This window comes from Hymenobacter defluvii (assembly GCF_017589435.1).
Taxonomy (GTDB): domain Bacteria; phylum Bacteroidota; class Bacteroidia; order Cytophagales; family Hymenobacteraceae; genus Hymenobacter; species Hymenobacter profundi.
The window spans coordinates 1-26,946 of the sequence record NZ_JAGETX010000031.1; the positions used below are offsets into that span (position 1 = coordinate 1).

General features: G+C 55.3%; 26 protein-coding genes. 17 read left to right on the top strand and 9 right to left on the bottom strand.

What is annotated here, in order from left to right; all coding sequences use genetic code 11:
* The 12 genes from pdhA to recJ form a co-directional block, all read left to right on the top strand.
* A partial coding sequence (gene pdhA, locus J4D97_RS21795) for a pyruvate dehydrogenase (acetyl-transferring) E1 component subunit alpha (RefSeq protein WP_208309432.1) occupies positions 1 to 1,018 on the top strand: 1,018 nt, incomplete at its 5' end.
* Positions 1,019 to 1,069: 51 nt separating this feature from the next.
* Entirely contained in the window at positions 1,070 to 1,849 is a 780-nt protein-coding gene (locus tag J4D97_RS21800) for a tetratricopeptide repeat protein (protein ID WP_208309433.1), read from the top strand.
* Between the two features lie 145 nt (positions 1,850 to 1,994).
* Complete coding sequence (gene ribH / locus J4D97_RS21805; RefSeq protein ID WP_185281859.1) at positions 1,995 to 2,471, top strand: 6,7-dimethyl-8-ribityllumazine synthase; 477 nt, start codon at positions 1,995 to 1,997, stop codon at positions 2,469 to 2,471.
* A 241-nt stretch (positions 2,472 to 2,712) separates the two neighbouring features.
* Positions 2,713 to 3,096 carry a TraR/DksA family transcriptional regulator gene (locus J4D97_RS21810; RefSeq protein WP_185281860.1) on the top strand — a complete coding sequence of 128 codons (384 nt, stop codon included), beginning with the start codon at positions 2,713 to 2,715 and terminating at the stop codon, positions 3,094 to 3,096.
* 169 nt (positions 3,097 to 3,265) lie between these two features.
* Positions 3,266 to 5,065, top strand: a complete 1,800-nt coding sequence (locus J4D97_RS21815) for a pseudouridine synthase (RefSeq protein ID WP_208309434.1) — start codon at positions 3,266 to 3,268, stop codon at positions 5,063 to 5,065.
* Positions 5,066 to 5,230: 165 nt separating this feature from the next.
* Complete coding sequence (locus tag J4D97_RS21820) at positions 5,231 to 5,974, top strand: type III pantothenate kinase (RefSeq protein WP_208309435.1); 744 nt, start codon at positions 5,231 to 5,233, stop codon at positions 5,972 to 5,974.
* The gene (locus J4D97_RS21825) at positions 5,961 to 7,304 is read left to right on the top strand and encodes an OmpP1/FadL family transporter (protein WP_208309436.1); all 1,344 of its coding nucleotides are present in this window, start codon (positions 5,961 to 5,963) and stop codon (positions 7,302 to 7,304) included. Before J4D97_RS21820 ends, J4D97_RS21825 begins: the two co-directional genes overlap by 14 nt.
* 18 nt (positions 7,305 to 7,322) lie before the next feature.
* A complete protein-coding gene (gene lptC, locus J4D97_RS21830) occupies positions 7,323 to 7,874 on the top strand; it encodes an LPS export ABC transporter periplasmic protein LptC (protein ID WP_208309437.1) in 552 nt (183 codons plus the stop codon).
* Positions 7,875 to 7,877: 3 nt separating this feature from the next.
* Positions 7,878 to 8,156 (top strand): hypothetical protein, encoded by a 279-nt coding sequence (locus tag J4D97_RS21835; RefSeq protein WP_208309438.1) that lies wholly within the window; start codon positions 7,878 to 7,880, stop codon positions 8,154 to 8,156.
* Positions 8,157 to 8,317: 161 nt separating this feature from the next.
* Positions 8,318 to 10,447, top strand: a complete 2,130-nt coding sequence (locus tag J4D97_RS21840; protein WP_208309439.1) for a peptidylprolyl isomerase — start codon at positions 8,318 to 8,320, stop codon at positions 10,445 to 10,447.
* A gap of 211 nt (positions 10,448 to 10,658) precedes the next feature.
* On the top strand, positions 10,659 to 12,476 hold the full coding sequence (locus tag J4D97_RS21845) for a tetratricopeptide repeat protein (RefSeq protein ID WP_243900461.1): 1,818 nt from the start codon (positions 10,659 to 10,661) through the stop codon (positions 12,474 to 12,476).
* 264 nt (positions 12,477 to 12,740) lie between these two features.
* On the top strand, positions 12,741 to 14,459 hold the full coding sequence (gene recJ / locus J4D97_RS21850) for a single-stranded-DNA-specific exonuclease RecJ (protein ID WP_208309440.1): 1,719 nt from the start codon (positions 12,741 to 12,743) through the stop codon (positions 14,457 to 14,459).
* 8 nt (positions 14,460 to 14,467) lie between these two features.
* Here the strand turns inward: recJ and J4D97_RS21855 are convergent, their stop codons facing one another.
* The 3 genes from J4D97_RS21855 to J4D97_RS21865 form a co-directional block, all read right to left on the bottom strand.
* Entirely contained in the window at positions 14,468 to 14,995 is a 528-nt protein-coding gene (locus J4D97_RS21855; RefSeq protein ID WP_208309441.1) for a hypothetical protein, read from the bottom strand.
* Between the two features lie 77 nt (positions 14,996 to 15,072).
* A complete protein-coding gene (locus J4D97_RS21860; protein WP_243900462.1) occupies positions 15,073 to 15,483 on the bottom strand; it encodes a DoxX family protein in 411 nt (136 codons plus the stop codon).
* Between the two features lie 36 nt (positions 15,484 to 15,519).
* Positions 15,520 to 15,999, bottom strand: coding sequence for a DoxX family protein (locus J4D97_RS21865; protein ID WP_347879380.1), 480 nt, complete (start codon positions 15,997 to 15,999; stop codon positions 15,520 to 15,522).
* Positions 16,000 to 16,037: 38 nt separating this feature from the next.
* Here J4D97_RS21865 and J4D97_RS21870 point away from each other — a divergent pair, with 38 nt between their 5' ends.
* The 5 genes from J4D97_RS21870 to J4D97_RS21890 all read left to right on the top strand — a co-directional run bounded on the left by J4D97_RS21870 (position 16,038) and on the right by J4D97_RS21890 (position 21,119).
* Entirely contained in the window at positions 16,038 to 17,885 is a 1,848-nt protein-coding gene (locus tag J4D97_RS21870; RefSeq protein WP_208309442.1) for a peptidase M61, read from the top strand.
* 17 nt (positions 17,886 to 17,902) lie between these two features.
* Positions 17,903 to 18,634 (top strand): LPS export ABC transporter ATP-binding protein, encoded by a 732-nt coding sequence (gene lptB, locus J4D97_RS21875; protein ID WP_185281871.1) that lies wholly within the window; start codon positions 17,903 to 17,905, stop codon positions 18,632 to 18,634.
* 63 nt (positions 18,635 to 18,697) lie between these two features.
* Complete coding sequence (locus J4D97_RS21880) at positions 18,698 to 20,230, top strand: GH3 auxin-responsive promoter family protein (protein WP_208309443.1); 1,533 nt, start codon at positions 18,698 to 18,700, stop codon at positions 20,228 to 20,230.
* Positions 20,231 to 20,289: 59 nt separating this feature from the next.
* Positions 20,290 to 20,763 carry a hypothetical protein gene (locus J4D97_RS21885; protein ID WP_208309444.1) on the top strand — a complete coding sequence of 158 codons (474 nt, stop codon included), beginning with the start codon at positions 20,290 to 20,292 and terminating at the stop codon, positions 20,761 to 20,763.
* 152 nt (positions 20,764 to 20,915) lie between these two features.
* Positions 20,916 to 21,119 carry a hypothetical protein gene (locus tag J4D97_RS21890; RefSeq protein ID WP_208309445.1) on the top strand — a complete coding sequence of 68 codons (204 nt, stop codon included), beginning with the start codon at positions 20,916 to 20,918 and terminating at the stop codon, positions 21,117 to 21,119.
* Positions 21,120 to 21,138: 19 nt separating this feature from the next.
* Here the strand turns inward: J4D97_RS21890 and J4D97_RS21895 are convergent, their stop codons facing one another.
* From J4D97_RS21895 to J4D97_RS21920, 6 genes are all read right to left on the bottom strand, one after another.
* Positions 21,139 to 21,909 carry a TIGR00266 family protein gene (locus J4D97_RS21895; protein WP_208309446.1) on the bottom strand — a complete coding sequence of 257 codons (771 nt, stop codon included), beginning with the start codon at positions 21,907 to 21,909 and terminating at the stop codon, positions 21,139 to 21,141.
* 69 nt (positions 21,910 to 21,978) lie between these two features.
* Positions 21,979 to 22,356 carry a hypothetical protein gene (locus J4D97_RS21900; RefSeq protein WP_185281875.1) on the bottom strand — a complete coding sequence of 126 codons (378 nt, stop codon included), beginning with the start codon at positions 22,354 to 22,356 and terminating at the stop codon, positions 21,979 to 21,981.
* Positions 22,357 to 22,461: 105 nt separating this feature from the next.
* On the bottom strand, positions 22,462 to 24,015 hold the full coding sequence (gene gltX, locus J4D97_RS21905) for a glutamate--tRNA ligase (RefSeq protein WP_208309447.1): 1,554 nt from the start codon (positions 24,013 to 24,015) through the stop codon (positions 22,462 to 22,464).
* Positions 24,016 to 24,175: 160 nt separating this feature from the next.
* Positions 24,176 to 24,361 carry a hypothetical protein gene (locus tag J4D97_RS21910; protein ID WP_185281877.1) on the bottom strand — a complete coding sequence of 62 codons (186 nt, stop codon included), beginning with the start codon at positions 24,359 to 24,361 and terminating at the stop codon, positions 24,176 to 24,178.
* Positions 24,362 to 24,462: 101 nt separating this feature from the next.
* On the bottom strand, positions 24,463 to 26,085 hold the full coding sequence (locus J4D97_RS21915; RefSeq protein WP_208309448.1) for a hypothetical protein: 1,623 nt from the start codon (positions 26,083 to 26,085) through the stop codon (positions 24,463 to 24,465).
* A gap of 416 nt (positions 26,086 to 26,501) precedes the next feature.
* The gene (locus tag J4D97_RS21920) at positions 26,502 to 26,885 is read right to left on the bottom strand and encodes a RidA family protein (protein ID WP_185281879.1); all 384 of its coding nucleotides are present in this window, start codon (positions 26,883 to 26,885) and stop codon (positions 26,502 to 26,504) included.
* Between the last annotated feature and the right edge of the window lie 61 nt (positions 26,886 to 26,946).

Genomic DNA, 26,946 nt, shown 5'->3' on the forward strand with positions numbered 1-26,946 from the left:
GGGTGCCCCTAAGGCTACGACTCCGGATACTCCAGAGTTTTCGAAAGAGCAATACCTCTCTTGGTATGAGCAAATGCAGCTCATGCGCAAGTTTGAAGAAAAAGCTGGCCAGCTATATGGTCAGCAAAAGATTAAAGGCTTCTGCCACCTCTATATAGGGCAGGAAGCTTGTGTGGCCGGCGCCGTATCGGCTCTGACTAAGGATGACAAATGGATTACGGCCTACCGTGACCACGCGCACCCACTGGCCCTGGGTACATCGCCTAATGCTATCATGGCGGAGTTGTTTGCAAAGGAAACCGGTTGCTCGAAAGGCAAAGGTGGTTCGATGCACATGTTCGACAAAGAGGTGAACTTCATGGGCGGCCACGGTATCGTAGGTGCCCAGGTACCGATGGGCGCTGGTATTGCCTTTGCCGAGAAGTACAACAAGACCGGTAACCTGTGCATTTGCTACATGGGTGATGGTGCTGTACGCCAAGGTGCATTGCACGAAGCTTTCAACATGGCCATGTTGTGGAAGCTACCAGTTATTTTCGTTATCGAAAACAACGGCTACGCCATGGGTACTTCGGTGCAGCGCACGTCCAACGTAACCGAGCTGTATAAGCTGGGTCTGTCGTACGATATGCCTTCGGAGCCGGTAAATGCTATGAACGTGGAGGATGTGCATGAAGCCGTAGCTCGTGCTGCCGAGCGTGCCCGCGCTGGTGAGGGCCCTACCTTGCTGGAATTCAAAACTTACCGCTACAAAGGTCACTCGATGAGCGACCCAGCCAAGTACCGCACCAAAGAGGAACTGGAAGATTTCCGCTCGCGCGATACCATCGAAGCGGTGCGCCACACTATTCTGACGCACAACATGGCATCGGAAGAGGAATTGAACGCCATCGACGAGAGAATCAAAGGACAGGTACAAGAGTCGGTTGACTTCGCTGAAAACTCTGCTTTCCCCGATCCAGAAGAACTCTACCGCGATGTGTATGTAGAGGAAGATTATCCTTTCATCCGCGAATAGCATCGCTTTTTCTGACAAGCATCTTTGCGGCTCCCCTGAGCCATTCGTAGTATGTCCAAGATTCCTTATACGCGTAACAGCCCGCAGAACCGCCCGCAACGCGTGTCTACTGACCCATTGCAGCCCGCAACGCATGAGGGCGAATTTGGCAATGCAGAACATCCGTTGTTAGAAGATCCGGATGCTCTGGCCATCCGTTTGGCCGAATCGGAAGACTTTGTGCGCCGTAACAAAAACCTGTTGCTGGGTTTGCTGGCCGTGGTCGTGTTGGCTGTGGTAGGCGGTATCGGCTACTATATGTGGCGCTCCTCGCAGGATGAGAAAGCACAGACTGCCATGTTCCAGGCTGTTAACTATTGGGAAGCCGATTCGCTGAACAAGGCCATGCAAGGCGATGGGCAGTACGATGGCCTAACTACGATTGCCTCGGAGTATGGCAATACGAAGGCTGGCAACCTAGCTAGCTTCTACGCTGGTGTAGCTGCGCTAAAGCAAGGCAAGTTTCAGGCTGCTATCGACTATTTGGAAGACTTTAGCTCCGATGATCTGCTGGTGCAGGCGCGGGCCTACTCTTTGATAGGCGATGCCAACATGGAGCTAAACAAGTACAAGGAAGCCACCGATTTCTACGATAAAGCAGCGAACTACAAAGCCAACGAATACTTCTCGCCAGAGTACCTGATGAAGAAAGCAACGGCGCAGGAAATGGCGAAGGACTATAGCGGAGCGGTGGAAACGTACGATAAAATCATCAACGATTACCAAAGCGCTCAGCAGGTAAACGAAGCGCGCAAGATGAAAGCCCGCGCCGAAGCACTGGCTGGCAAGTAAAACCCAATGGCAGTTTTGCTGTTCTAGCAACTACTATTAAAAAGGACGGTCCAGTACCGTCCTTTTTTTATAAACGCGGGTAGCGACTAGTAGCATCTACTTACTGCGTCCGTGAAATCTTCCTCATCTGCAAACCCTACGTTACATGGCAACTACTCTCAAAAACCTCAGCGACTATACTTCTGACCACTTTATTGATATCAGTGACAAGCGCTTTGGCTTGGTAGTGGCCGAATGGAACCGCGAAATCACGGATACGCTGGCACAAGGCGCGTACGAGACGCTGCTCAAGCATGGCGCGAAAGAAGAGAACATCTACCGCAACACCGTGCCGGGTAGCTTCGAGTTGACCTTGGGGGCCCAATTACTGGCCCAGCACGAAGAGATAGATGCTGTTATCTGCTTAGGGGTAGTTATTCAAGGCGAGACGAAGCACGATGATTATATCTGCCACGCCGTAGCCCAGGGTATTACCAACGTCGGATTGAAGTTCAATAAGCCCGTCATTTTTGGCTTGGTTACCACTAACACACTGGAGCAGGCGTGGGATCGGGCGGGTGGCAAGCATGGCAACAAAGGAGTGGAGGGAGCAGTGGCCGCCATCCACATGCTGGGCTTCTGAGAAGGGCGTATGCGGAGGGGTAAGAATGAAAAAGCGCCGTTAGCTAATTAATTGACAAAGACGTAGCTTTGCGGCCGAAAAGCCTTGCGCAGCGTCGGCTGATTGGCTGGATACAACGCTGAACAGTGCCTTATAAACTTATTTATAGAAGCTACTGTTGAGCGGCTATTCCGGCAAATGACCGATACGGCTATGCTGGTAGGCAATCAATCACCCCTTTATCATATTTTCCCTGCCCAACATGAGTGACGACAACCTACGCTATTCCAGGGAAGAGCTAGCTGAGTTCGAGCAGATTATTCAGGACAAGCTAACCGCTGCCCGGAAAGAAGTAAGCTTTATCAAGGAAACCCTGAGCCGGCGCAACGATTCGGGTACCGATAACACGGCGTCATCGTCGAAGGTCCTGGAAGACGGTGCTGATACAGCCGAAAAAGAAAGCCTGAATCAGCTGGCCTCGCGCCAGATGAAGTTCATTCAGCAGCTGGAAAACGCGCTGATTCGCATTAAGAATGGTACCTATGGCGTGTGCATCGGTACGGGTAAGCTGATTCCGAAAGAGCGCCTGCGCGCCGTGCCGCATACGCAGCACTCGATTGAAGCAAAAATGGCCCGCCGCGACTAGCGGTACACTACTATCTTACGTGCCCGGACGGGTTGGTTGGAGGCTGCAAAGTATCTAACCGCCGGTCCGGGCACTGTTTTCTGAGGCTGGGTGTTGGGAGCTTCAGTTTACAATTCACCATTGATTTTTCATTTTGCACCGTAGCGATACGGCGCTAACCCTTGCAACTATGGGCAAGAAACACTTCTCCGATGAACCGTCCGGCCGCCGTGGCCGCACTTCTTTTAACGACAAAAACAAAGAGGGTGGTCGCGATGCTAAACCGCGCCGCAACGACCGCCCTGCCGGTAATAACTTCGGCCGAGACAATGACCGCCGGGGTGAAGGCTTTACCTCGCGCCCATCGTTCGGCCGGCCGCAGGGGCAGGGTAGCCGCCCCGGTGGTAACCGGGATTTTGGCAACCGCGGCTTCGGGGAAGACCGCAACAGTGGTGGCCGCAGCTTTGGCAGCAACGACCGGCGCCCAAGCGGGGGTAGGGATTTTGGCGGCAACGACCGTCGTGCTGGCGGAGGCCGGGACTTCGGTGGCTCTGACCGTCGTGCAGGCGGCAGCCGCAACGACGGCTACAGTCAGCGGGAACAGCCCAACAACCGGCCTGTGCGCGCCTACGAATCGAGAGAAACCTGGAATGGTCAGCCCTATCGCCAGGATGGTAAGCCAACCGTGCCACGCGGTGCGCCGGGTGAGCGAAACCGCAAGTTTCAGAAGGCGAACCCGAATGCGGAAGCTCCTGCTTTCCGGCCGCAACCAGAAGCACCTACCCGCCCCGAGCGCAACGAGGCAACCGGAACTGACCGACCCATTCGGGCAGCGCGCCCATTCGACTACCGCGGTAAGCCTGAGGAAGGCGACACGCGCAGCGAGCGGCCAGCCCGTACGTTTGAGCGCGGTAGCGAAGACCGCCGCGATAACCGGGGTGGCTACGGCGACCGGAAACCAGCGGGTGATTTTGGTAAGCGCGATTTCGGCGGACAGCGCGAAGGCCGTCCGTCGTATGGCGACCGACAGGAGCGCAACTTTGGGGGCGGTAGCCGTAGCTTCAGCGAGATGCGGGCAGGTCGCGCGTACGAAACGCGCGAGCGTCGTAGCGATACTACTACGGATAAGAAATTTACGCCCGATGCCAACGACCATCGTGCTGGTAAGCTGAAGCGCGGCGAGGTGGCTGGTCAGGCCCCAGACTACAAAAACCTCAAGCACTACGAGCAGGATCCGAACCGTGGCAATAAGCGCCGTCGCAAGGAGGAGGAATTGGGAGCGGAAGTAATCCGTCTGAATCGCTACATCGCCAACGCGGGCGTTTGCTCGCGTCGGGAAGCCGATGCGCTGATTGCCGCCGGCGAAATTCGGGTGAACGGTGAGGTAGTGACCGAAATGGGCTACCAGGTACAGCCATCGGATACGGTGCAGTATGGCAAAACCAACCTCAATCGCGAGAAGCTGGTGTACGTGCTGCTGAACAAGCCCAAGGATTTCATCACCACCACCGACGATCCGGAAGGCCGCAAGACCGTGATGGACTTGGTGTCGGGTGCTTCCAAGGAGCGCATTTTCCCGGTAGGGCGTCTTGACCGCAACACGACGGGTCTGCTGCTCTTTACTAACGACGGTGAAGTAGCGCAGAAGCTTTCGCACCCCTCCAACAAAAACAAAAAGATCTACCAGGTAGAGCTAGACAAGCCACTAACAGAAGCTGACCTGCGCAGCATTTCGGAAGGCCTGGAACTGGAAGATGGCAAAGCAGAGGTAGACGACGTGGCGGTGGTAGCCGGCAACGCGCACTTTGTGGGCATTGAGCTGCACACGGGACGTAACCGCATTGTGCGCCGCATCTTTGAGCACCTGGGCTACGAAGTAGTAACGCTGGACCGCGTGCAATACGCTGGCCTCACCAAAAAGGACCTACCCCGTAGCAAGTGGCGCTTCCTGACGGAAAAAGAGGTAATCCGTCTGAAATACTTTATGTAGCACGCAACCCCCTGGCAACAGCGGGGCTCCTAGTGGTGAGTAGTGAGATGGTGAAACAGTAAGTTTGATGTTCTGCCGGTACCGCTTACGCGAATCCAGCTTATATAGAAGCATCAAGCTTACTATTTCACCACTCACCATTTCACCATTCACTATTTCACCTTCATGCGTACCGCTACTCTTGATATTGGCAACACGGCCGTGAAGTATGGATACTTCGAGGGTAGTGAGTTGCGGTATCGGGCAACGGGGCAAACGCTGGCGGAGGTGCTGGCGCTGGTGCAACTGCATCAGCCTGCCCACGCCATTGTGGCGTCGGTAGCGGAGCCTACCACAGATTGGGCCGCTGCGCTGCGGCCGCTTGTGCCGGGGCAATTGCTGGAACTGGCACCCGCTACCACACCACTCCCACTGCGCAACGGGTACGCTACCCCCCACACGCTAGGCGCCGACCGGCTGGCCGCAGCAGTAGGCGCGGCGTGGCTGCATCCCAACCAAGATATATTGGTGATTGACGCCGGCACGGCTATTAAGTGCGACTTCGTGGAAGGTGGTCACACCTTTCGGGGAGGTAGCATCGGGCCGGGGCTGCGGCTGCGGTTTCAGGCGCTGCATACGTTTACGGGCCGCTTGCCGTTACTGGAAGTGCCCAATGCTCCTTCAGTGGCCGTACCCCTGATAGGGGATGATACGCAATCGGCTATTCGGAGTGGCGTGCTGAACGGAGCGGCCGCTGAAGTAAACGGTCTGATTGACACCTACCGGGCACAGTACCCTGGGTTGGCGGTGTTGTTGACAGGCGGCGACGCCGGTTTTTTTCAACCACGGCTGAAAGGCTATATCTTTGCCATTCCGGAGCTTGTGCTACTTGGGCTCCATCGAATATTAGTGCATAATGTTGAAAACTAAATTTGCCGGCCTGGCCGGGTTGTCGCTGCTCGGGTGGCTGAACGCTGCACAAACGCAGGCACAAGGTCTGGGAAACTCGCCTTATTCGCGCCTGGGCCTGGGCGACGCCTATATTAATACGGGTGGTGTCCGGCAAATGGCAATGGGTGGGGTAGGGCTAGCTGCACCCAACGGTACCAACGTCAATGAGCTGAACCCGGCGCTGGTGTACTACACCTCTCGTACCACCTACGAGGTAGCCGTAACGGGGCAGTTCAAGACCATCAGCAACCGCACCAACTCGCAGCGCGATGGTAGCGGTACGTTGGGCTACTTGGCCTTGGCTTTCCCAATCTCCAAACGGTGGGCGGCCGCGGCTGGCCTGCGGCCCTACACGGCCGTCGATTACGAAAGCACAACGAGCAGTAGCGTAACGGGCGACCCCAACGCGCAATCCATCAACCGATTTACGGGCGATGGTGGGCTATCAGAAGCCTATATGGTACACGCCTTCCGCATAGCGAAAGGCCTAACCGTAGGAGGTACAGCTTCTTACGTGTTCGGTACCATCGATGCTACCTCTGGCACCACGGTTGTAACCTCCGGCGACAACTCGAATGTACAGAGCACCGTGCGCCTGGAGCACGTGCGTTATTCAGACTTTATTTTCCGGGCAGGCGCGCACTACCGTGGCAAGCTAACGGATAAATTAAACTACAATCTGGCGGCCGTATACGGCTTTCAGTCCAACCTGAACGGCACGTACGACGTGACGCAGGAGCAGCGCACGCTGGCTGGCGCGCCCATCGCCAATACCAGCATTGTGTTGGTGAGTGGGCAGAAGGGCGAGGCCCGCGTGCCTACCCTGGCGCAGTTCGGCATTAGCCTTGATAACAACCGCAACTGGAGCACCAGCCTGGACCTGGCCCGGCAGCAATGGTCGCGCTTTCAGGTGCCGGTGCTAGCCGGCGTAACTAGCGCCGCCAACGTGCCCCTGAGCGATACCTACCGGGTAGGACTAGGCGGCGAATGGGCCCCAGACCCAACCAGTGTCGATAATTACTTCAAACGCGTGGTGTACCGAGCAGGCATTAGCTTAGCTGAGGTTCCCTACCGTCCCGGTGGACAACGCCTCTACGATAGGGCTGTGAGCTGGGGCTTTGGCTTCCCAATACCCGGTGCTACGCCACTAGATGCTACTACCTTTAGCCTGGCCTTCACCTACGGGCAACGCGGCAACAACAACGTAACCATCGACAGCCCCAGCGGCAACGTAAAGGAAAACTATATCCGGATGCAGGTAGGGGTTTCGCTCAATAACCGCTGGTTTATCAAACGGCGCATTGAGTAGTGCAGAGAGAGTAAGATCATGCGAGAATTCCGTATCTGGATAGGGTTGGGTCTGGCTTTAATTGGCTGTCAGAAGCAAGAGGCTGACCCAACAAAGAAAGTCATGTACGAAGGCCCAATGATGGAAACCACCAACGTGCTGACCTTCGTTAGCGACTCGGCCAAGCTCCAAGTGAAGCTGACTGCGCCACTCCAGCAGCAATTTGAGTCGGGCGATGTGGTGTACCCTAAAAGCGTGAAACTGCTGTTCTACAGCAAGGATGGCCAAACGGTAGTCAATACCATCACCGGCGATTACGGCAAGCAGGAAAAGAGCAAGGGCCTATACTCTTTGCGCGGCCATGTGCGGGTGAAAAACGAACCCAAGCAGCAGACACTGCAAACCGAGGAACTGTTCTACGACCAGCAACGGTTACTGATCTACACGAAGCCCGAGATGTACGTGCACATCGAAACCCCCACGGATACAGTAGACGGCTACGGCTTAGAGGCCGATCAGAACTTTACGTCCTATAAGTTGAAGAAAGTAACGGGTAAATTCAGCAACGTCACCGAAACGACTACTCCATAATTTATGGCCTTTCGATTTGATAAGTCGCTGGGGCGGACGGTGTTGTTTTCGGTGGCCGTGGTATCGTTCATTATTGCAGTCTACCAAACTATTCTGCAAAACAGCATTGGAAAAAACTACACCCTGTATATGGTGTCGTTTGTGTGTGTGATGTGGTTTCGCTACCTGGGGCTGGATACTAAAACAGCTGTCAAGGATACGCCGGTGCCCCGTTCTGGTACTGCGACTAAAGCCGGTGCGAAGCCAGCCGCAAACCGGCCGAAAGGCAAACGACGCAAATAGGGCAGCTTCTTTTTTGTTAGCAAATGTGGCATTTATGGTGCTGAATGTCACAGAAATGCGCCTTTCCTACCCCACCACTGGCAGGTAGCTTTGAATGTCGGGCGGATTCTGGTTATTTTGCGCCTCTTTCTCCTTTTTATACGGTGCTTTTTTTCAAGTAAATGGCTTTAATTAACACGATTCGGGAAAAATCCGGCTGGGCCGTTGGCACGGTAGCCATCGGTATGCTGCTCTTCATCGTGGGCGGTGACCTGGTAGGTGGAAACAACCGTTTGTTCGGTGGCAACAATACGACCGTGGGCGAGGTAGCCGGCGAGGAAGTAGAATTGGCCGAGTTTCAGAATACCTTAGAGCAGCAGAAAGAAGCCTTTGCCGCCCAGCAAGGTCGTCAGCCCGACGAGCAAGTGATGGGCTACCTGCGCGACCAGGCCTGGAACCTGACCATCTACCGCATTGCTTTCCAAAAGGAGTTTGAAAAGCTGGGCCTGAAAGTGTCTGATGACGAGGTGGTAGATATGGTGCAGGGCAAAAACATCAGCCCCAGCATCCGCCAAGCCTTCACCAATCCGCAAACCGGCCAGTTCGACCGCGCCAAGCTGCTCGACTACCTGCGCAACCTCGACAAGCTGCCCCCACAGGCCCGTGCTGCCTTCGAAAATTTCGAAGCCAACCTGCCCATTGAGCGCATGGCCAACAAGTACAACAACCTGATGAAGCTCTCGACTTACGTGACCAGCGCGGAAGCCAAGAACTACCTCACCAACCAAGGCACTACTGCCAACGCCCGCTACCTGCTAGTGCCGTACTACACAGTATCGGATTCGTCGGTGAAGGTGACGGATGCTGAGTTGCAGGCCTACCTCGACAAGCACAAGAGCCGCTACAAAGTGGAGCAAGGCCGCAGCATCGAGTACGTGACCATTCCGGTGGCGGCTTCGGTAGAGGACAGCAGCGCCGTGCGCAGCACCATCGACCAGCTGGCTACCCAGTTCCAGAGCGCACCCAACGACTCGTTGTTCGTGAAGCTGAACTCCGATCAGCCCTACAACGGTGCCTACCTCTCGCCAGCCGATCTGCCCGAGAAACTGCGCGAAAACCTACCCCTGACCGTGGGTCAAGTATATGGCCCCTACGCTGAGAATGGCGTGTATTCGCTGTTTAAAGTAACCGGTGAGAAAAAAGGCGAGCAGGCTGCGGCCCGTGCCAGCCACATCCTCATCAAGCCAGAAGGCACTACCCCCGAGGCAAAAGCCGCCGCGAAAGCCAAGGCGCAGGACATCCTGAACAAAATCAAAGGCGGTGCTGATTTCGCCGCTATGGCCCGCCAATACGGCACCGATGGTACCACGGCTACCGGCGGCGACCTAGGCTGGTTCTCGCAGGGCCGTATGGTACCCGAGTTCGAGAAAGCTGTGTTTGGTACTACTTCGAAAGGGTTGCTGCCGGCTCCGGTAGAAACGTCGTTTGGCTACCACATCATCAAAATCACTCAGCCCAAAACCTATCAGACCTACCAGGTAGCGGCGGTGCAAAAAGCCATTGTGCCCACCGATGCTACCCGCGACGCTGCCTACCAGCGCGCCCAGGACCTGAAAGGTCAGATTACGGATGTAGAGTCGTTCCGCAAGGCCGTGGCCGCCGATAAGTCGTTGCAGAAGCAAGAGGCCCAAGGCCTGGGCACTGCCGACCGCAGCGTGAACAACTTGCAAAACGCCCGCGAGCTGGTGCGTTGGGCTTACTATGGCAACAACGGCAAAGAAACCAAGGTAGGCGACGTATCGGAAGTATTCGACATCGGCGACCAGTACGTTATTGCCGTGCTCACCGGCACCCGTAGCAAAGGCACCGCCGATATTGCCAGCATCCGCCCCGAGCTGACGGCGCAGGTACGCAACGATATGAAAGCGGAGCAGATCATCAACAAGCTGAAAGGCAAAACCGGCACGCTAGAGCAACTGGCGGCCGCCTATGGTCCTTCGGCCCAGGTGAAAACCGCCGATAACGTGGTATTAGGTTCGGGTGTGCTGCCCGGCCTGGGTGCCGAGCCAGCTGCTGTTGGCAAGATTTTCGGCCTGAAAACTGGTCAGAAATCGGCGCCCATCCAAGGCGAGCAGGGTGTGCTCATCGTGGAGCCTACTGCCATCAACGCGCCTGCCGCTGCCGGCGATGTAGCCGCTACCCGCAAGCAGCTCATGGAGCAACGCACCGCCCGCGCCGACGGCTTGCTTTACGAGGCTGTGAAAGCCAACGCCAACGTGAAAGATGATCGGGTGAAATTCCCGAGCCTGTAAGCCCTCCGTACAGGCATCTATCTTAGAAAAGGCCACTCCGCAAGAGTGGCCTTTTCATTTGTAGGCAGGTGGCAGCCAACGGGTTTTTGTGGCTATCTTGAAATGATTCTGGGCGATGAGCCGTTCAGAAAGTTGAGTGATGGGTAGGGGACTATTAGCATTTATACTGATAACCAGCAACTCGCAACTCGCACCTACTAATTACGACCGTATGCGCTTCTCTCGTCGTTTGCTGCCCGTTCTGATTTCGTTGCTGCCCGTGGCTCCGCTAACGGCCCAAACCATGCTGGGAGGAGATGTGGCACTGGCGAAGGAATACGCACGCAAAGGCGAAAACGAGAAGGCCGCTTTTCTATTCGGTCGCCTACCCACGGCTGAGCAGCAGCGCCCCGATGTGTTGCCCGATTACCTGAACACACTTCAGGCGCTGCACAATTACAAAGAGGCAGAGAAAGTAGCCCGCAAAGCCGCCAAACAGCATGCCGCCGAACCGGTATACACAGTGCTGCTGGGAGAAGTATACACTGCCGCAGGCGACCAAACCGCCGCCACCAAACAATACGAGCAGGCCCTGACGCGCCTGACCAGCGAGCAAATCGTGCCGGTTGCAACGGAGTTTATGCGCCGCCAACAGCCAGAATGGGCCGAGAAGACCTACCTGCGAGGTAGAGAACTAACAAAGAACGACGCGGAATTTGCGCCCCAGCTTATTCAGCTTTACACCCAAGGTGGGCAAACAGAGCAGCTAATGGCCGAAACATTGCGCTTAGTGCAACAGGACGGACGCCAGTTGCCCTTTGTGCGCAACATGCTGCAAAACTCGCTACGGGAAGAAAAAGACTTCGAGGCCCTCGAAAAGCAGCTGCTCAGCAACGTGCAGAAATACCCAGACCAGCCCGTATACAGTGAGCTGCTGCTGTGGTTACAGGTACAGCGCCACGATTTTGTGGGGGCGCTGGTACAGGCCAAAGCCCTCGACCGTCGGGAGCGGACCAACGGCAGCCGCGTGCTGGAGGTGGCCGCTATTGCCCAGCACAACCACGATTACGAAAGTGCCATTGCCGGCTACCAGTACGTGCTGCGTGAGTACAAAGGCGGCCCGCTCTACGCTATTTCGCGGCAGCGGCTGGTAGAAGCCCGGGAGGAGCAGGTGCGCACCACCTACCCCGTGGAACCAGCCAAGATTCATGGGCTAATAGGCGAGTACGAGCAGGTGTTGCAAGAGCTGGGCCGCACACCCGAAACGGCTTCCATTCTAACGAATATGGCCGAGCTGTATGCTTTTCAGCTTGATGATAAGCCACGAGCCATTCAGCTGTTGCAGGAAGTAATTGCCATGCCCCGCGCCAACCCGACCACAGTGGCCGATGCCAAGATTAATCTGGCTGATATTTACTTGCTGCGCGGCGAGCCGTGGGAGGCCACCTTGCTCTACTCCCAGGTAGAGAAAGACCACAAGGACTCGCCCATCGGCTACGAGGCCAAGCTCCGCAACGCCCGTCTTAGTTACTACGCCGCCGACTTCAAGTTAGCCCAGAGTCACTTAGATATTCTCAAGCAGGCCACCAGCCGCGAAATAGCCAACGATGCCATGCAGCTCAGCCTGCTCATCTCTGATAATACCGCCATGGATACCGCCGGCGTCGCCCTGCGCGACTATGCGGCCATTGAGTTACTGGTGTTTCAGAATAAGTTGGCAGAGGCCAGCCGCGGCCTTTCGGTGCTGGTGTCTAAGTACCCTGGTCACGCCCTCACAGATGAGGCGTGGTACCTGCAAGGTCAGCTTCAGCGCCGCATGGGCGACTACCCGGCTGCCGTGGCTACGCTCGCCAAAATCACATCAAATCCCAAATATGATGTGCTGAGTGATGACGCTATGTTTCTGATGGCTAGTATCTATGAGGAAAACCTCAAAGAACAAGACAAAGCCAAAGAACTGTATAATCAGTTGCTGGTGAAATATCCAGGTAGTATTTACGTGGCGGAGGCCCGCAAGCGTTTTCGAGCGTTGCGTGGCGATGGCGTTTAGGAAATTACAAGATCAGCTCTCCCTTAACTCCTTTTTCAACGCCTCTAACTCTGTGCGAAGTCGTCGTTGGTGCCAAGTGGTTTTTCTGCACGGAGTTAGAGGCGTTGAAAAAGGAGTTAAAAGAAATGAGAATAGTGCGGTAGGGTAGGAAAGATGGAAAGTTAGCGGAACTATTCATCCTCCAAAACGCAACATTCAACATTTCCACAGCGGTTTTCTTCTTACTTTTGAAGATACTGCCCCCTGCTGTCAACCCCGCCCCGTATGGAAAAAAGATGGATTCGTAAGTCTTCGCCAGACCCCGCCAACGTTCGGCAGTTGGCGGATGCTTTGCGCGTCAACGAAGCCATTATCAGCCTGCTGTGCCAGCGGGGCGTGTGCACGTTTGAGGAAGCCAAAGCATACTTTCGCCCTTCACTCGCCGATCTGCCTAATCCGCTGCTCATGCGCGATATGGACCGCGCTGTGCGGCGTCTCACGCAAGCACTGCACGCGGGGGAGAAAGTATTGGTGTTTGGTGATTACGACGTAGACGGCACCACTTCCGTGGCCGTGGTATATTCCTACCTACGGCAGTTCTTCGGCCCCGAGCGCATCGACTACTATATCCCTGACCGCTACAAGGAAGGCTACGGCGTATCCGATGCGGGTATTGACTATGCTGCCGAACACGGCTATGCCCTCATCATTGCCCTCGACTGCGGCGTGAAAGCGGTGGAAAAGGTAGGTGACGCAACGGCTAAGGGCGTCGATTTTATTATTTGTGACCACCACTTGCCAGGCGAGTCGCTGCCGCAGGCTGTGGCCGTGCTGGACCCCAAGCGCGCCGATTGTCCCTACCCTTTCAAAGAGTTGTCGGGCTGTGGGGTAGGGTTCAAGTTGATGCAGGCCTTTGCCCAAGACCAGGGGCTGGATGAGGCGCCCTTGCACGAGCTGCTGGACTTGGTGGCCGTGAGTATTGCGGCCGACATTGTGCCCATTTATGGTGAAAACCGGATGTTGGCCTACCACGGCCTGCGCCTGCTCAACGACCCCGAACGGCCCCAGCGCCCCGGCCTCGATGCCCTGCGGGAACTGGCGGGCCTACGCTTTGGGTTGAATATCAGTAGTCTAGTGTTTGGCTTTGCGCCGCGCATCAATGCGGCCGGTCGTATGGGCGATGCCAAGCGCTCGGTGGCCATGCTGCTAGCCGAAACCAAGGAAGATGCCATTGCCCGCGCCGGCGTGGTCGACAAAACAAATCAAGAGCGCCGTGGCTTCGATACCAGCATCACGAAAGAGGCGCTGGAAATGATTGAGAACGACAGCCGGTTGTTAAACGCCCGCTCTACAGTTCTCTATAAAGAAGACTGGCACAAAGGGGTGGTGGGCATTGTGGCTTCACGTTGCCTGGATAAATACTACCGTCCTACCATCATTCTCACCCAAAGCAACGGCAAGGCCACTGGCTCGGCCCGCTCCGTAGCGGGGTTTGATGTGCACCAGGCCATTGAGGAGTGTGCTGATTTGCTGGAGCAGTTTGGCGGCCACATGTACGCCGCCGGCCTCACGCTGGCCGTCGACAAAGTGCCAGAATTTCAGGAGCGGTTTGAGCAGGTAGTAGCCCGCCGCATCCTGCCGGAGCAGCTGATTCCGCCCGTTGAAATCGACAGCGAGCTGCAACTGACGGATATTACCAACGGCTTCTACCGGTTGCTGAGCCAGATGGAGCCGTTTGGTCCCGGCAACCCCAACCCCGTATTCGAGTCGCGGGGCGTGTATGCCGCCCCAGACTCTGCCCGTATTGTTGGCAATTCTCACCTTAAGGTAGCCCTCACCCAGGATGGCTACCACGTAGTAGACGCCATCGGTTTTGGCCTAGGCGAATACTACGAGCAAATGCGTCAAGGTGAACCGTTCAGTGTGTGCTATAACGTGGAAATGAACGAGTACCGGGGCACCCGCACGCTGCAATTGCGCCTGAAGGATATTCGGTGGGAGTAAGAGAGTAGCTAGTTGGTTGCGGCGGGTAATACGTAATTTTTTCCGTCGAAAACAAGGTAACCTTCGCGCATATATAGGCCCTTGTGTCTGGGTTTATAAACATTGGTTTTCGTAGTAGGGCTCTTCGGAATAGAAACCTTTAACCACGTAACAGTGCCGTTAAGGCGACGCTCGTTGAGCAGTATTTGATTTGCTTGTCGAACTTGATAACGTTCTTCTACAACGCCTGTGCGCCGACGAATTGTGGTATGTCTCCAGCTCCAAAGGCTCTCTGCTTCCGAAATATCACTCGACATGGCACGTTTAACCTTTGGGCTTGCGCCTTTCAGTACATGACGCCGCCCAGCTCGTTTGATAGTAGGTTTAAAGGTGGCTAAATTGAGGGTTGCCTGCTGTTGCAGTTGAGTAGCCTGTTGAAACAGTGTATCGCGGGCGGCAGTGGCTTGGGTAGGATCGGATATTAGTTGCGCTTGAGCAGTGTTGGCCGAAAGGAATAAACCAACTGCGACCCCAAGGCAATAACGGGTAAAAGGCATAGAATACAGGCTATAAATGAAAAGGTGCCCGAAAGTAAGGGCACCTTTTCATTTATCCTACGGCAGTTTTACAGTGGTTATCGGGTCACTCGTTGCCGCCAGGCGTCCAGACTCCACTCGCCAGCACCGGCAAACGCCAAGAATAGAAATACGAAGCAATACAATACCGCCAACTCGCCCTGGTTTTGGATGGGTAGGGGCGCTTGCGGCGCGTGAGCCATGAAGTAAGCTACAGCCATCAGGCCCGACGAAATGAATGCCACAGGGCGCGTAAACAAACCCAGAATAAGCAGCAGGCCGCCTAGCGCTTCTAGCACACCAGCCAATCCCATGAGCGAGAAAAGCTCAGCCGCACCGTGCTCACCGGCCGGAAAGTTGAACAGCTTCTGTGTGCCATGTAGCATGAACATAAAGCCCGCTACGATGCGCAGAATGCTCAATAAGCGAGGCATCCAGGTAGCGGAATAGGTAGGAGTAGTAGTTGCCATATGAAAAGGGGTGAATGATAGCAGGAGTAACGCGCATTAGCGCACAACGTTGCTGGCAAGGCGCGGCTGCGGCTGGGCAAACTGCCACGCCCACCCAATGAGCGCCAATTGCAGGGGTAGGCGTGCCCATACCATCCAGGTAGGCAGCCGAAACAGCTCGTCGTTGTGGCGAGCCATATACACGTTGGCCGGAAATACGGCTAGTAGTAGCAGTAGTAGTCCCCAGGCTGCCGGGCGGCGCGTGGCGGGTAGGAGCAGGCCCAGGCCGCCCGCCAGCTCGGCCACGCCACTCACGTACACCAGCGTGAGGGGCACAGGTAGATAAGGCGGAACAATCTTCGCGTAGACCTTTGGCTTCACGAAGTGCATAATGCCGGCCCCCGCGTAGAGCAGGGCCATCAGAGAGAGGCTAAGAGTACGACTACGGCGCGACATACAAAATAGGTAGGAGGGTAGGGTAGGAACGCAGGCCGCCCCAGCCAGGTTTTGGGTAGGGCAATGTGTACCTTGGCTCATTCGTTGCCTGTGCGGGTGTTCTATCTTCCTCCTCCTTTATGAAATTTGCTTCCCTGGCTCTGTTGATGGGGCTGACCACGGGTGTTGCTTTTGCCCAACAGCCTGCCGGTTACCAGATTACACTCGATTTGCAACAGGTTGCCAACGACCGACTAAAAGTGGTGGTGCAGCCGCCTACCCTCACCGAGAACCAGGCCACGTACATTATGCCCTCGGTGATACCAGGCTCCTACTCGCGCAAGGACTACGGCCGCTTCGTGTCCGGCTTCACGGCGCTGGATGCCAAGAGGCGTAAGCTGAAAGTGAAGCATCCTTCGCCCAACCTGTTCGTCATCGACAACGCCCGCACGCTGGCCCGCCTTGAGTACTATGTGGATGACACTTGGGATGCCCGCCAGGACGACAACTTTATCTTCCAGCCCGGCGGCACCAACTTCGAGGCCGGCCGCAACTTCGTGCTCAATCACTATGGCCTTTACGGCTACTTCGATGGGCAGAAGATGATGCCCTACCAGCTCACCGTTCGCAAACCCGCCGACCTCTACGGCGCCACCGCCCTACCCAAGCAAAGCCCCTCGGCCACCGAGGATGTGTGCACGGCTCCCAGCTACGTCACGCTTTCCGATGGTCCCATCCTCTACAGCCGGCCCGATACGGCCAGCTTTGCGGCAGGCGGCGCGCGCATAGGCGTGTCGGTAGTATCGGAGAGCGGGGTGGTGAAAGCCGCGCAAATCCAGGAAATAATGCGGCCGATGGCCGAAGCATTGGCGCAGTATTTTGGCGGGGAGATGCCGGTAGAGCACTACGAGTTCTTATTGTATTTCCCTGGGTTGAATTCGCCTTTGAACAGCAAAAACGGTGGCTACGGCGCCATGGAGCATTCCTACTCTTCGGTCTATTTCCTACCCGAAATTCCTGACCCAGACCGCGTAAAAAGCATGGTGCAGGAGGTGGCCTCGCACGAGTTCCTACACATGCTGGCTCCGCTGAACATTCACAGCCGCGAAATAGGAGAGTTTGATTTCCGCGACCCCCAGATGTCGCAGCACTTGTGGCTCTACGAGGGCGTGACCGAGTACATTGCCCAACTAGTGCAGGTGCGCGGCGGCTTGAATACGCCCGACGAGTTTCGTCAGCACATCAAGCAGAAAATCGACAACGCGGAGAAGTACCCCAACGTGTCGTTCACAACCATGAGCCGGCAGATTCTGGATGCGCCCTACAAAGACATGTACCAGAACGTGTACGAAAAGGGCGCGCTCATCGGCTTCCTGCTCGATATTCGGTTGCAGGAGTCGAGCCAGGGCCGTCAGAGCTTGCGCGACGTGCTCCTGACGCTGCGCCAGAAATACGGCCCTACCCGTTCCTTCGAGGACAAAGACCTGATTCCGGAGTTCGTGGCTCTTACTAATCCGCAGATGCAGGATTTCTTTGACCGTTACGTTATCGGTAACGAGCCGCTACCCTATGCCGAGTATTTCCAGAAGATAGGCTGGCACTACGCCCCAACAGAGGAAGGCAAAACGCTTGCCTTCGGCAATATCGGCTTCAGCTACGACAGCGCCCGCGAGCAGTTCAAAGCCGCTCAAACCAAAGCCGCCGAAAACGCTTTTGGCTTGGAGGAAGGCGACATCATTGTGGCCGTAAACAACCAATCGGTGACGATGGCCAACGCCGAGCAGCTGCTTCGGCCGTTGGTAGAGCCTACCTCCGCTGAGCCCGTTACCGTTCGTTTTCAAGCATCGGCCGCTGCCAAGCCGAAGGAGCGGACGGCCACGCCTCGCACCTTCGACGTAAAGCTGCACAACGTGCTGCGGGTAGACCCCGCTGCCACACCCGCCCAAGTGGCGCTGCGCACGCAAGTGCTGAAGCCATTGAGCCAGTAAATCACCATTTTTGCCGTATGATTCTTCGCGCTGAGCACTTATTCAAGAAATACAAAGCCCGCACCGTGGTCAACGACATGTCGTTGCACGTGGAGCAGGGCGAGATTGTGGGGCTGCTGGGACCGAATGGCGCCGGCAAAACCACCTCGTTCTACATGACGGTAGGCATGGTGAAGCCCAACGCCGGCAAGGTGTTTCTGGATGATGAGGAAATCACGAAGCTGCCCATCTACCAGCGCGCCCGCCGGGGCATTGGCTATCTGGCGCAGGAAGCCTCCGTGTTCCGGGACTTAACGGTAGAGGAAAACATCCTGTCGGTGCTGGAAATGACTGGTCAGCCCAAACAAGCCCAGCGCGACAAGGTGGAAGAGTTGCTGAATGAGTTCAGCCTCACACATGTGCGCAAAAACCTGGGCCGCGTGCTTAGCGGCGGTGAGCGGCGCCGCACCGAAATTGCCCGCGCCCTGGCCGTCGACCCTAAATTTGTGCTGCTGGATGAGCCCTTTGCCGGCGTCGACCCCATTGCCGTAGAGGAAATCCAAGGCATTGTGGCCAAGCTCAAGCATAAGAACATCGGCATCCTCATCACCGACCACAACGTAAACGAGACGCTCAGCATTGTAGACCGCGCCTACCTACTCTTCGAGGGCAAGCTCTTAAAAGCCGGCACCGCCGAGGAGCTAGCCGCTGACGAAATGGTGCGCCGGGTGTACCTGGGCAAGCATTTCGAGTTGAAAAGAAAGATATAAGTAGGTTTACCGTAGTGGGTGAGGTAGGCCTCAGGTTAACGCACGTTTATTAATTTGCCCGCCGTGTTAAATTCTATCCTCTCTTGGGCTGTACAGCGGCGTTTGGGCGATATCGCGCAGTTTCGGGACCACCCGCACGAAACGCAGGCGCAAGTGTTGCGCACGCTCTTGCGCACGGCCCGCGATACAGAGTGGGGTAGGAAATATGGTTTCGGTGACGCGATAACCGCCGCTGAATTTGCGCAGCGAGTACCTATCAATACCTACGAGGAGCTTTATCCGGAGCTGGAGCGCGTGCTACGCGGCGAGGCCGATGTGCTGTGGCCCGGCCGGGTGCAGTGGTTTGCCAAGAGCAGTGGCACCACCAACGCCCGTAGTAAGTACATTCCCGTCACCCGCGAGTCGTTGCAGGAGGGTCACTACCGCGCTGGCCGCGACATGACTGCATTAGCTACCTACCACTACCCTGGGTGCAAGGTGCTAGGCGGCAAAACGCTGTCGTTGGGGGGTACGCATGCACCCAATCCGTTTCGCCCCGCTGAGCCCGACTCGCGTGTTGGCGACGTGTCGGCGGTGATTATGCAGAACTTACCCGCCTGGGCCGAATACATCCGGACGCCACCGCTGGAGCTGGCCCTGTTAGACGAGTGGGAGGAAAAAATAGAGCGTATTGCCCGCCACGTGCTTACCCAGGATGTGACTGTGCTGGCCGGCGTGCCCACCTGGATGATTGTGCTGCTGCGCCGGGTAGTAGAACTGGCCGGCGCGGCCAACATCACGGAAGTGTGGCCCAACCTGAGTTTGTTTCTACATGGCGCGGTGGCCTTCGGACCCTACCGTGAGCTGTTTCGACAGTTGATTCCGCGGGAGCAAATGCACTACCTCGAAATCTACAATGCCTCCGAAGGCTACTTGGCGTTGCAGGACGAGCCCAACTCAGAAGACCTACTGCTCCTGCTTAATCATGGCATCTATTATGAGTTCCTACCCCTCGATCAACTAGGACAGGAGCATCCGCAGGCCTGCACACTGGAGGAGGTGGAAATAGGACCGCGCTACGCTCTCATTATCAGTACCAATGCGGGCTTGTGGCGCTACAACATCGGCGATACGGTGCGCTTTACCAGCTTGGCGCCCTACCGTATTCGCATTACGGGCCGCACCAAGCACTTCCTCAATGCCTTTGGCGAAGAGGTAGTAATAGAAAACGCCGACGCGGCCATTGCAGCCGCCTGCCAAGTCACTGGCGCTACGGTGCGCGATTTCACGGCTGCGCCCATTTATTTCAGTAACACCGATACCTCGCGGGGCGGTCATCAGTGGCTAGTGGAGTTCAACGTACAGCCCACAAGTCTAGAACAGTTTGTGGCCGTACTGGATGATACACTCCGTCAGCTCAACTCTGATTATGACGCCAAGCGCCACCGCAACTTGGCATTGGAGCGCCCCATGCTAACAGTAGCACCACCCGGCACGTTCGAGCAGTGGCTGGCTAGTAAAGGTAAACTAGGTGGCCAGCACAAAGTGCCGCGCCTCAGCAACTCCCGCGAACTGCTGGAAGAAATACTACGACTGCTACCAGAGGAGATAGTATAACTAATAATTTAGTTGTAAGTTAACGGAGTCATTACCAGTCACTCTATTACTTACATACTATGCGTTATGCTTCTTCTTTCGGCCTACCTCTGTTAGTAGGCCTAAGCTTATCGGCTTGCACGGCTGTGCACAAACCTGTTGGCTTTTGGTCGCGCAATCGCTACAATGCGAAACTGGAGCGACAGGGGCCGTGGCGCATCTACTACGATGAAACCGAGCGGCATCTGGCTGCCAAAGGGCGCTTTCGGCGCAACTACGAGCGGGGGCGCTGGCGCTACTATAGCTTCAACGGGCAGCGGGAAAAATGGGAACTGTATCACCAACAGCCCGGCGGCTTAATTTCTATCCGCCACTACGATTTAACGGGCAAGATCCAACGGCAAGGGCAGGCCCGCTACGTCAACGAGCCCGACGGGCCGCATTTCTATTGGTTTGGTCCGTGGCGCTATTTTGATGCGCAAGGCAAAATGGTAAAAATAGAAACGTATGAAGGCGGTACTCGGATTAGTAGCGACTCTGTAGCGGGAAAATAGGGTATGGCCCCGCTTTTGCATAATTACTTAACAGTGAATATCGTGTGCGCAATCCAACTCGTCGGTAAGGAGCGTATGTTAGTCGATTTCACGAAGAAACTTTTTAGAACAAAACCTACATTAGGAATACTACGCACTAACCTCACCCGCCCATGTCCGCTACCCTCAGTTCCGCTGATTCTGCGTCCTCATCGTCCCGCTCCCGTCAACGAGGAGTATATACTCGCCGCAAACGCCGTCGGGCTTTCTCTTTTCTGCCGCGACTAGGCAACAAAGCGGTAGTAGGAGTACTAGGTGCCCTAGGAGCGGCGTTTGTCGTGAGCTTGGTGATTATTGTGGTCAGCTTGTTGGGGTAGGTAGGCGGCCAAAGCACTATTACTCATCCAGCAAACTACCAAACAGGCCACCACTTTCCTTGGTGGCATTGCTGCCAGTTGGGGCCAACGCCTGAATCAGTTTTTTCACGGGCATTGATTGTAGCCACACGCGGCCGGTGCCACGTAGTGTGGCCAGCAACAGTCCTTCGCCTCCAAAGATCATGGAGCGCAGGCCGCCGGCCCGCGTAATACTGAAATCAATACCTGGCTCAAAAGCTACCACACAGCCTGTATCTACGCGTAGCAGTTCATTGGTGAGGTGCTTTTCAATGATAGTGCCACCGGCGTGCACAAAGGCTTTGCCGTCGCCGGTTAGCTTTTGCAGAATAAAGCCCTCCCCGCCAAAGAAACCGGTCCCCAGTTTCTGGTTGAAATGAATGCTGATCTTGGTGCCCCGCGCCGCTGCCAGAAAGCCGTCTTTCTGCACAATCAACCCCTGCGGTAGGGTACCAAGATCAACGGGGATAATCGTGCCGGGGTAAGGTGCCGAAAAGGCTACCTTGCTTTTGCCGTAACCACCCCGGTGGGTGAAGTGCGTCATAAACAGCGACTCGCCTGTGAGCAGGCGCGTGCCTGCCGAAAACAGCTTGCCCAGCACGCTCTGGTCGGGGGCCGAGCCGTCGCCCATTTTGGTTTCGAAAGCAATGCTTTCCTCCATGTACACCATGGCGCCCGCCTCGGCAATAACGGTTTCGTTCGGGTCCAGTTCTATTTCCAGAACCTGAATATCGTGGCCAAGAATGCGGTAGTCGACGTCGTGTGAGTGCATAGTGGTAGGGGCAAGGAACGAGCGCAAGTATAGTACATCGACCGTTTAAATCAACCGGTTTCGTTGCTGCTATTCGTCGTCCTCGCGTCCGGTTTCGAACTCCTCCTCGTCCTCCTCGGCGGCAGGCTTGCCCTTGCGGGTAGGCTTCTTGGGTGCAGGCTTGCTGGTGCGCGCCATAAAATCCTCCTCGGATTCTTCTACCTCGGGGCTACCTTCTTCCACCGGGTAGAGGTCGTCCTCGTCGTTGCCGCCAAACTGGCCGTCGCGATTCACCAGCTTCTTGTCGCGCACATGGCGGTTCAGGAACTTGTTGATGTCCTCGATGGAATAATTGGAAGTGATTTCGCCCAGTGGGTTCACCTTGATTTCAAAGCCTTCCAGCTCTTTGTGTACCCGTGCTTTCTTATCGGGATCTGCTTTTTTCTTATTGACAGGTTTCTTAGCCATCGTCATATTGCTTTGTAAAGAGGTCGGGGCAAGCTACATCAATGCAAAAGGCCGCCCGTAGCTAGTACGAAGCGGCCCTTATTCAGGATGCCCACAACGGCAAGACTACGCAGTGGCGCGGGTGCTCAAGCGCTCTACGGCCGTCAGAATGCGTTGGCTGATTTCCTCATTGCCCAAAATATGCATGGTTTCCATCAGGTCGGGACCAGCGGCGGCGCCCGTTACGGCCACGCGCAACGCCTGCATCACTTGGCCCAGCTTCACACCCTCGCGCTCCAGCACCTGTGTGAGTAGGGCTTTGATGGCATCGGGGGTAGAGGGGGCGGCGGTGGGTAACTCCCGCGCAAAGGCGGCCAGCGCATTGGCGGTAGCAGCATTCCACTTCTTGCTGATTACCTGCTCGTCGTAGCTTCCTGGGGCCTGGAAGAAGTATTGTGCTTCCTGCCAGAAATCCTGCGGAAAGGTCACGCGCTCCTTCATTACACCAGCAATCTGCTCTGCCTTTTCGCGGGTGCAATCCACGCCGTGCTCGTGCAGAGCATCGAGGAGATACTGCGCCAGCTCAGCGTTGGGCTTCGCGCGCAGGTACTGCTCGTTGTACCAGCGCACCTTGTGCTGGTCGAAACGGGCCGGCGACTTGCTCACACGGTCGATGGAAAACGCTTCAATCAGCTCATCCATAGAAAACAGTTCTTGCTGCGTGCCGGGGTTCCAACCCAGGAAGGCTAGGAAGTTGATGAACGCATCGGGCAGGTAGCCACTTTCGCGGTAGCCGCTGCTCACGGTAGGCGCGCCGGTTTCGGCGTCCGTGCCATGCCACTCCAATGGGAACACTGGGAAACCCAGCCGGTCGCCGTCGCGCTTGCTGAGCTTGCCGGTGCCGTCGGGCTTGAGCAGTAGCGGCAAGTGGGCAAACTGCGGCATGGTGCTTTCCCAGCCCAGGTAGCGATACAACAGCACGTGCAGCGGCGCCGAAGGCAGCCACTCTTCCCCCCGAATCACGTGCGTGATTTCCATCAAGTGGTCGTCTACGATATTGGCCAGATGGTAGGTAGGCATCCCATCCGACTTCATCAGTACTTTATCATCCACCGCCGAAGAGTGTACCACTACCCAACCCCTAATCAGGTCGTTAAAGCGAATTTCCTCCTTGCGCGGCACCTTCAGGCGAATCACGTAGGGAGTACCCGCGTCCAGCAACTGCTTCACCTCATCCTCGGGTAGAGTAGTGGAGTTGCGCATTTGGCTGCGCGTGATGGCATTGTACTGCGGATTGGGCACCTTAGCGGCCGTTAGGCGGGCGCGCATGGCATCCAGTTCCTCGGGCGTATCAAAAGCGTAATAGGCGTGGCCCGAGTCGATGAGCTGCAAGGCGTATTGCATGTACATGGGCTTCCGCTCGCTCTGGCGGTAGGGCGCGTGTGGGCCACCTTTCCAAGGGCTTTCATCTAGCTCGATACCACACCACGCCAGCGAATCCTGAATATACTGCTCGGCACCGGGCACGAAGCGGTTTTGGTCCGTATCCTCGATGCGGAGCAACATCTTGCCGCCTAGCTTGCGGGCCAGCAAATAATTATAAAGCGCAGTGCGCACGCCGCCGATGTGTAGCGGACCAGTAGGACTAGGGGCAAAGCGTACCCGTACTTCTCTTTCCATAAGAAACAACAGTTCGTAGTGCCGCCAGACAGCAGCACTACGCAAAGATACGAACGGTGAAATGGTGAGATGGTGAAATAGTGAGTTTGACGCTTGATCCGCGCGGTTTGCGCAAGAAGAACTTCAAACTCACTATTTCACCATCTCACCATTTCACCGCCTAATCCCGATTGCGGGTGCTGAGGTAGAGGATGAGCCCCAGCAGCGTAACGCCGCCCCGAATAAGCCAGGATACGGTAGGTCCCCATTGCTCAATCCAGGTCAAGAAAATGAATTTCAAACCCAGCAATGGCAGCACCAACGATACCAGTCCAATCAAAAACAAGCCCAGACCAAGTTCTTTCATAACTGTAAAAGAGAAAGGAGTAAAAGAATATATGTATCTTATTAATAGATAATTATACGACTTTATTGTGATTCTCAACACACATTGACAAATAGGTTATCCTATTGAATAAGTATTTTTTTACTTACCTGACTACCATCGGTTTGGCGAGTTCGAAGCACGTAGATGCCAGGGCGCAAGTTGCGTAAGTCGGGGCGGTCCTCCGATGCTGGTCGGTGCCACAATTGTTCGCCCGCCAAGCTGTACAACGTGTGCTCGGAGGCCCGAACTGCTGTGGCTCCGGCAAAAGACTGGCAGCTAATTACTTCGCTGTATCGAACGCTACTATCGGTGTCTACCATTTTCAGCCGCAAATACACCCGTTCTACCGAGGGGGGTAGTGCCAGCGAGTACGTGCGGGTGCGGGTGCTATTGCCGGCTGCCTGCACATGGCCCACCGAGGAAAAGTCTAGGCCTGTAGTGCTTTGCTGCACCTCAAAATAGCTGCTATTGAGTTCTTGAGCAGTAGTCCAGGTAGCTAGCAGCTGGGCACCTACATACTTCGATTCAAACCGGGCCAGCGTAACAGGCAGTATTGTACTCCCACCGCTATCAGCAGTACGCAGCACGCCTACGGACACCTGCTGCTGCTGTAGCTTCTGCTGCCACAGCGACCATTCGTCCTGCTCCATGGCTGGGGTAATGGGGTTAGGCAGATGCGTAGTTCCGGTACAGGTAGCGCAGGAACCGGTGCTTAGATCCTGACGGTCTCTGTAGGGGCTGTTGTAGCCCCATTTTACGTACCCGATGGTATTGTTGCTGATAGTATTGTTGTTGAACGTTGCGGCATCTTTCTGATAATAATTGAAAACGGCTGTGGCAGCGTATGTAGCCTTCAGTTTCGTGCCGTCTGGTAGCAAGCCATCCGTCACCATGCGGTTGTTGTAGAACCGAATGTGGTGGCCGGCGGCAATATTCATAGCTGCGTTGCAGGTACTCACAAATTGGTTCTGATAGGCTTCTATGTAAGCAGCCGTGGTGGTGGGAGTGCTGCCATCGCCATCGGTGGTGAGGCCTGTACCGTGAAAGGACGGCTCAGTAGCAGGGTAGGGGTAAGCTCCCTCCACGTAATTGTCGTGCACTTTGATAGGGCTTTGTGCCGTGCCCGACGAGTTGTAGAAGTTGATGTTGTCCTCCACGGCACTCTCGTTGGGTTCGTTGCGGAACTCGTTGTAGCTGATATCAATGCCTGCGAGCTGTTGCACGGTATTGAGCTGCACGAAGCTGCGGGTTTCCTTACCACCGTTGCGGTAGCGCCCGTCGCAGTTCAGGCCTTGGTTATAGCGCACCGTTAGGGTCTGTTGAGCCGAGCCATTGCCGCTCCAGCGATTCACAACCATACCGGCCGTATGCTCCATATAATTATGCTCAACGATCAGCTGTTTAGCTTGGTAGGCATCCAGAAACCGTCCACGCGTACGATTATCAACGGTAGGCGTCAGGCCATAGCCACGACAGTTGCGTACCGTCAGATTCACGCCGCCCCCAGTTTTGATCAGGTCGCCGGCGCCTACCAGCGTGCAATCTATGAGCGTTACAGGCTCGGAGGTAGATACAATCACGCACGGCACCTTGGAGTCCAGACTGCGGTAATTGCCCGTGTACGTACCGCCACGTGTTATCACGATTGGCTCTGTATACGTAACTGCAGGTACGGTTTGCGCACGTGTGATAAAAGTAGTCACCAGGCAAAGCAAAAGGCAGTAGAAAAATCTCATACAATGCTATTAAATGGTCCTGAATTGAGAAGGGCGATTTAAGTGCTGCTTAGATTTAGAGCCTATTTTTTGTATTGTATCAATAATTAAGATCCTTAATAAAGTTGTTGCTAATGTTATATCTTATAGATTAAAGTACCTTAATACCAGTTATTTGTACTTTTTATTTCAATATTGATGCCATAATTGTACTTTGTTGATACTATCTTAATTGATGTGAGATTTGTACAAAGGGTGTAGAAGCCATTATGTAGAAATGAAATAATTATGGTATTAAAACAAGAGAGCCCCTGGTCTTGTAAGACCAGGGGCTCTCTTGTTTGCTCAGTATGAATCCGGCTGTTAACGAAGTAGTAGCCGAATACTCCTAGTGCCGGATTCTTTTAGTGAACGGCAATACAGGAAATCTCTACCTGTACATCTTTAGGAAGACGCGACACCTCCACCGTTTCGCGGGCAGGAGCATAGCCTGCCTCGAAGTAGCTACCATACACATCATTGATGCGGCCAAAGTTGTGCAGGTCCTTCACGAAGATGCTGCACTTTACTACGTTGGTTAGGGTAAGACCCGCAGCGCTTAATACAGCTTGCAGGTTGCGCATAACTTGATGTGTTTCGGCTGCTACGTCACCGTCGCCTACCATCTGCCCCGTTGCATCCAGCGGAATTTGTCCCGAAACATACACCGTATTGCCGGCCTGTACAGCCTGGCTATAAGGACCAATGGGCGCGGGGGCATCGGGCGAAAAAATGACGGAATGAGCCATAGTGAAATGAATTTTTTAGAAAAATGGGTTTCAACAGCCTAAATGTAAAACAGAAAAGCGG

Bases quoted from the DNA above. Each gene is read 5' to 3' on its own strand.
- ribH (WP_185281859.1), top strand. From the start codon at position 1,995: ATGGCAACTACTCTCAAAAACCTCAGCGACTATACTTCTGACCACTTT.
- J4D97_RS21810 (WP_185281860.1), top strand. From the start codon at position 2,713: ATGAGTGACGACAACCTACGCTATTCCAGGGAAGAGCTAGCTGAGTTC.
- J4D97_RS21845 (WP_243900461.1), top strand. From the start codon at position 10,659: ATGCGCTTCTCTCGTCGTTTGCTGCCCGTTCTGATTTCGTTGCTGCCC.
- J4D97_RS21855 (WP_208309441.1), bottom strand. From the start codon at position 14,995: ATGCCTTTTACCCGTTATTGCCTTGGGGTCGCAGTTGGTTTATTCCTT.
- lptC (WP_208309437.1), top strand. From the start codon at position 7,323: ATGCGAGAATTCCGTATCTGGATAGGGTTGGGTCTGGCTTTAATTGGC.
- gltX (WP_208309447.1), bottom strand. From the start codon at position 24,015: ATGGAAAGAGAAGTACGGGTACGCTTTGCCCCTAGTCCTACTGGTCCG.
- J4D97_RS21815 (WP_208309434.1), top strand. From the start codon at position 3,266: ATGGGCAAGAAACACTTCTCCGATGAACCGTCCGGCCGCCGTGGCCGC.
- J4D97_RS21820 (WP_208309435.1), top strand. From the start codon at position 5,231: ATGCGTACCGCTACTCTTGATATTGGCAACACGGCCGTGAAGTATGGA.
- recJ (WP_208309440.1), top strand. From the start codon at position 12,741: ATGGAAAAAAGATGGATTCGTAAGTCTTCGCCAGACCCCGCCAACGTT.
- J4D97_RS21865 (WP_347879380.1), bottom strand. From the start codon at position 15,999: ATGAGCCAAGGTACACATTGCCCTACCCAAAACCTGGCTGGGGCGGCC.
- J4D97_RS21860 (WP_243900462.1), bottom strand. From the start codon at position 15,483: ATGGCAACTACTACTCCTACCTATTCCGCTACCTGGATGCCTCGCTTA.
- J4D97_RS21920 (WP_185281879.1), bottom strand. From the start codon at position 26,885: ATGGCTCATTCCGTCATTTTTTCGCCCGATGCCCCCGCGCCCATTGGT.
- J4D97_RS21840 (WP_208309439.1), top strand. From the start codon at position 8,318: ATGGCTTTAATTAACACGATTCGGGAAAAATCCGGCTGGGCCGTTGGC.
- J4D97_RS21825 (WP_208309436.1), top strand. From the start codon at position 5,961: ATGTTGAAAACTAAATTTGCCGGCCTGGCCGGGTTGTCGCTGCTCGGG.
- J4D97_RS21885 (WP_208309444.1), top strand. From the start codon at position 20,290: ATGCGTTATGCTTCTTCTTTCGGCCTACCTCTGTTAGTAGGCCTAAGC.
- J4D97_RS21895 (WP_208309446.1), bottom strand. From the start codon at position 21,909: ATGCACTCACACGACGTCGACTACCGCATTCTTGGCCACGATATTCAG.
- J4D97_RS21910 (WP_185281877.1), bottom strand. From the start codon at position 24,361: ATGAAAGAACTTGGTCTGGGCTTGTTTTTGATTGGACTGGTATCGTTG.
- J4D97_RS21800 (WP_208309433.1), top strand. From the start codon at position 1,070: ATGTCCAAGATTCCTTATACGCGTAACAGCCCGCAGAACCGCCCGCAA.
- J4D97_RS21835 (WP_208309438.1), top strand. From the start codon at position 7,878: ATGGCCTTTCGATTTGATAAGTCGCTGGGGCGGACGGTGTTGTTTTCG.
- J4D97_RS21900 (WP_185281875.1), bottom strand. From the start codon at position 22,356: ATGGCTAAGAAACCTGTCAATAAGAAAAAAGCAGATCCCGATAAGAAA.
- J4D97_RS21870 (WP_208309442.1), top strand. From the start codon at position 16,038: ATGAAATTTGCTTCCCTGGCTCTGTTGATGGGGCTGACCACGGGTGTT.
- J4D97_RS21890 (WP_208309445.1), top strand. From the start codon at position 20,916: ATGTCCGCTACCCTCAGTTCCGCTGATTCTGCGTCCTCATCGTCCCGC.
- lptB (WP_185281871.1), top strand. From the start codon at position 17,903: ATGATTCTTCGCGCTGAGCACTTATTCAAGAAATACAAAGCCCGCACC.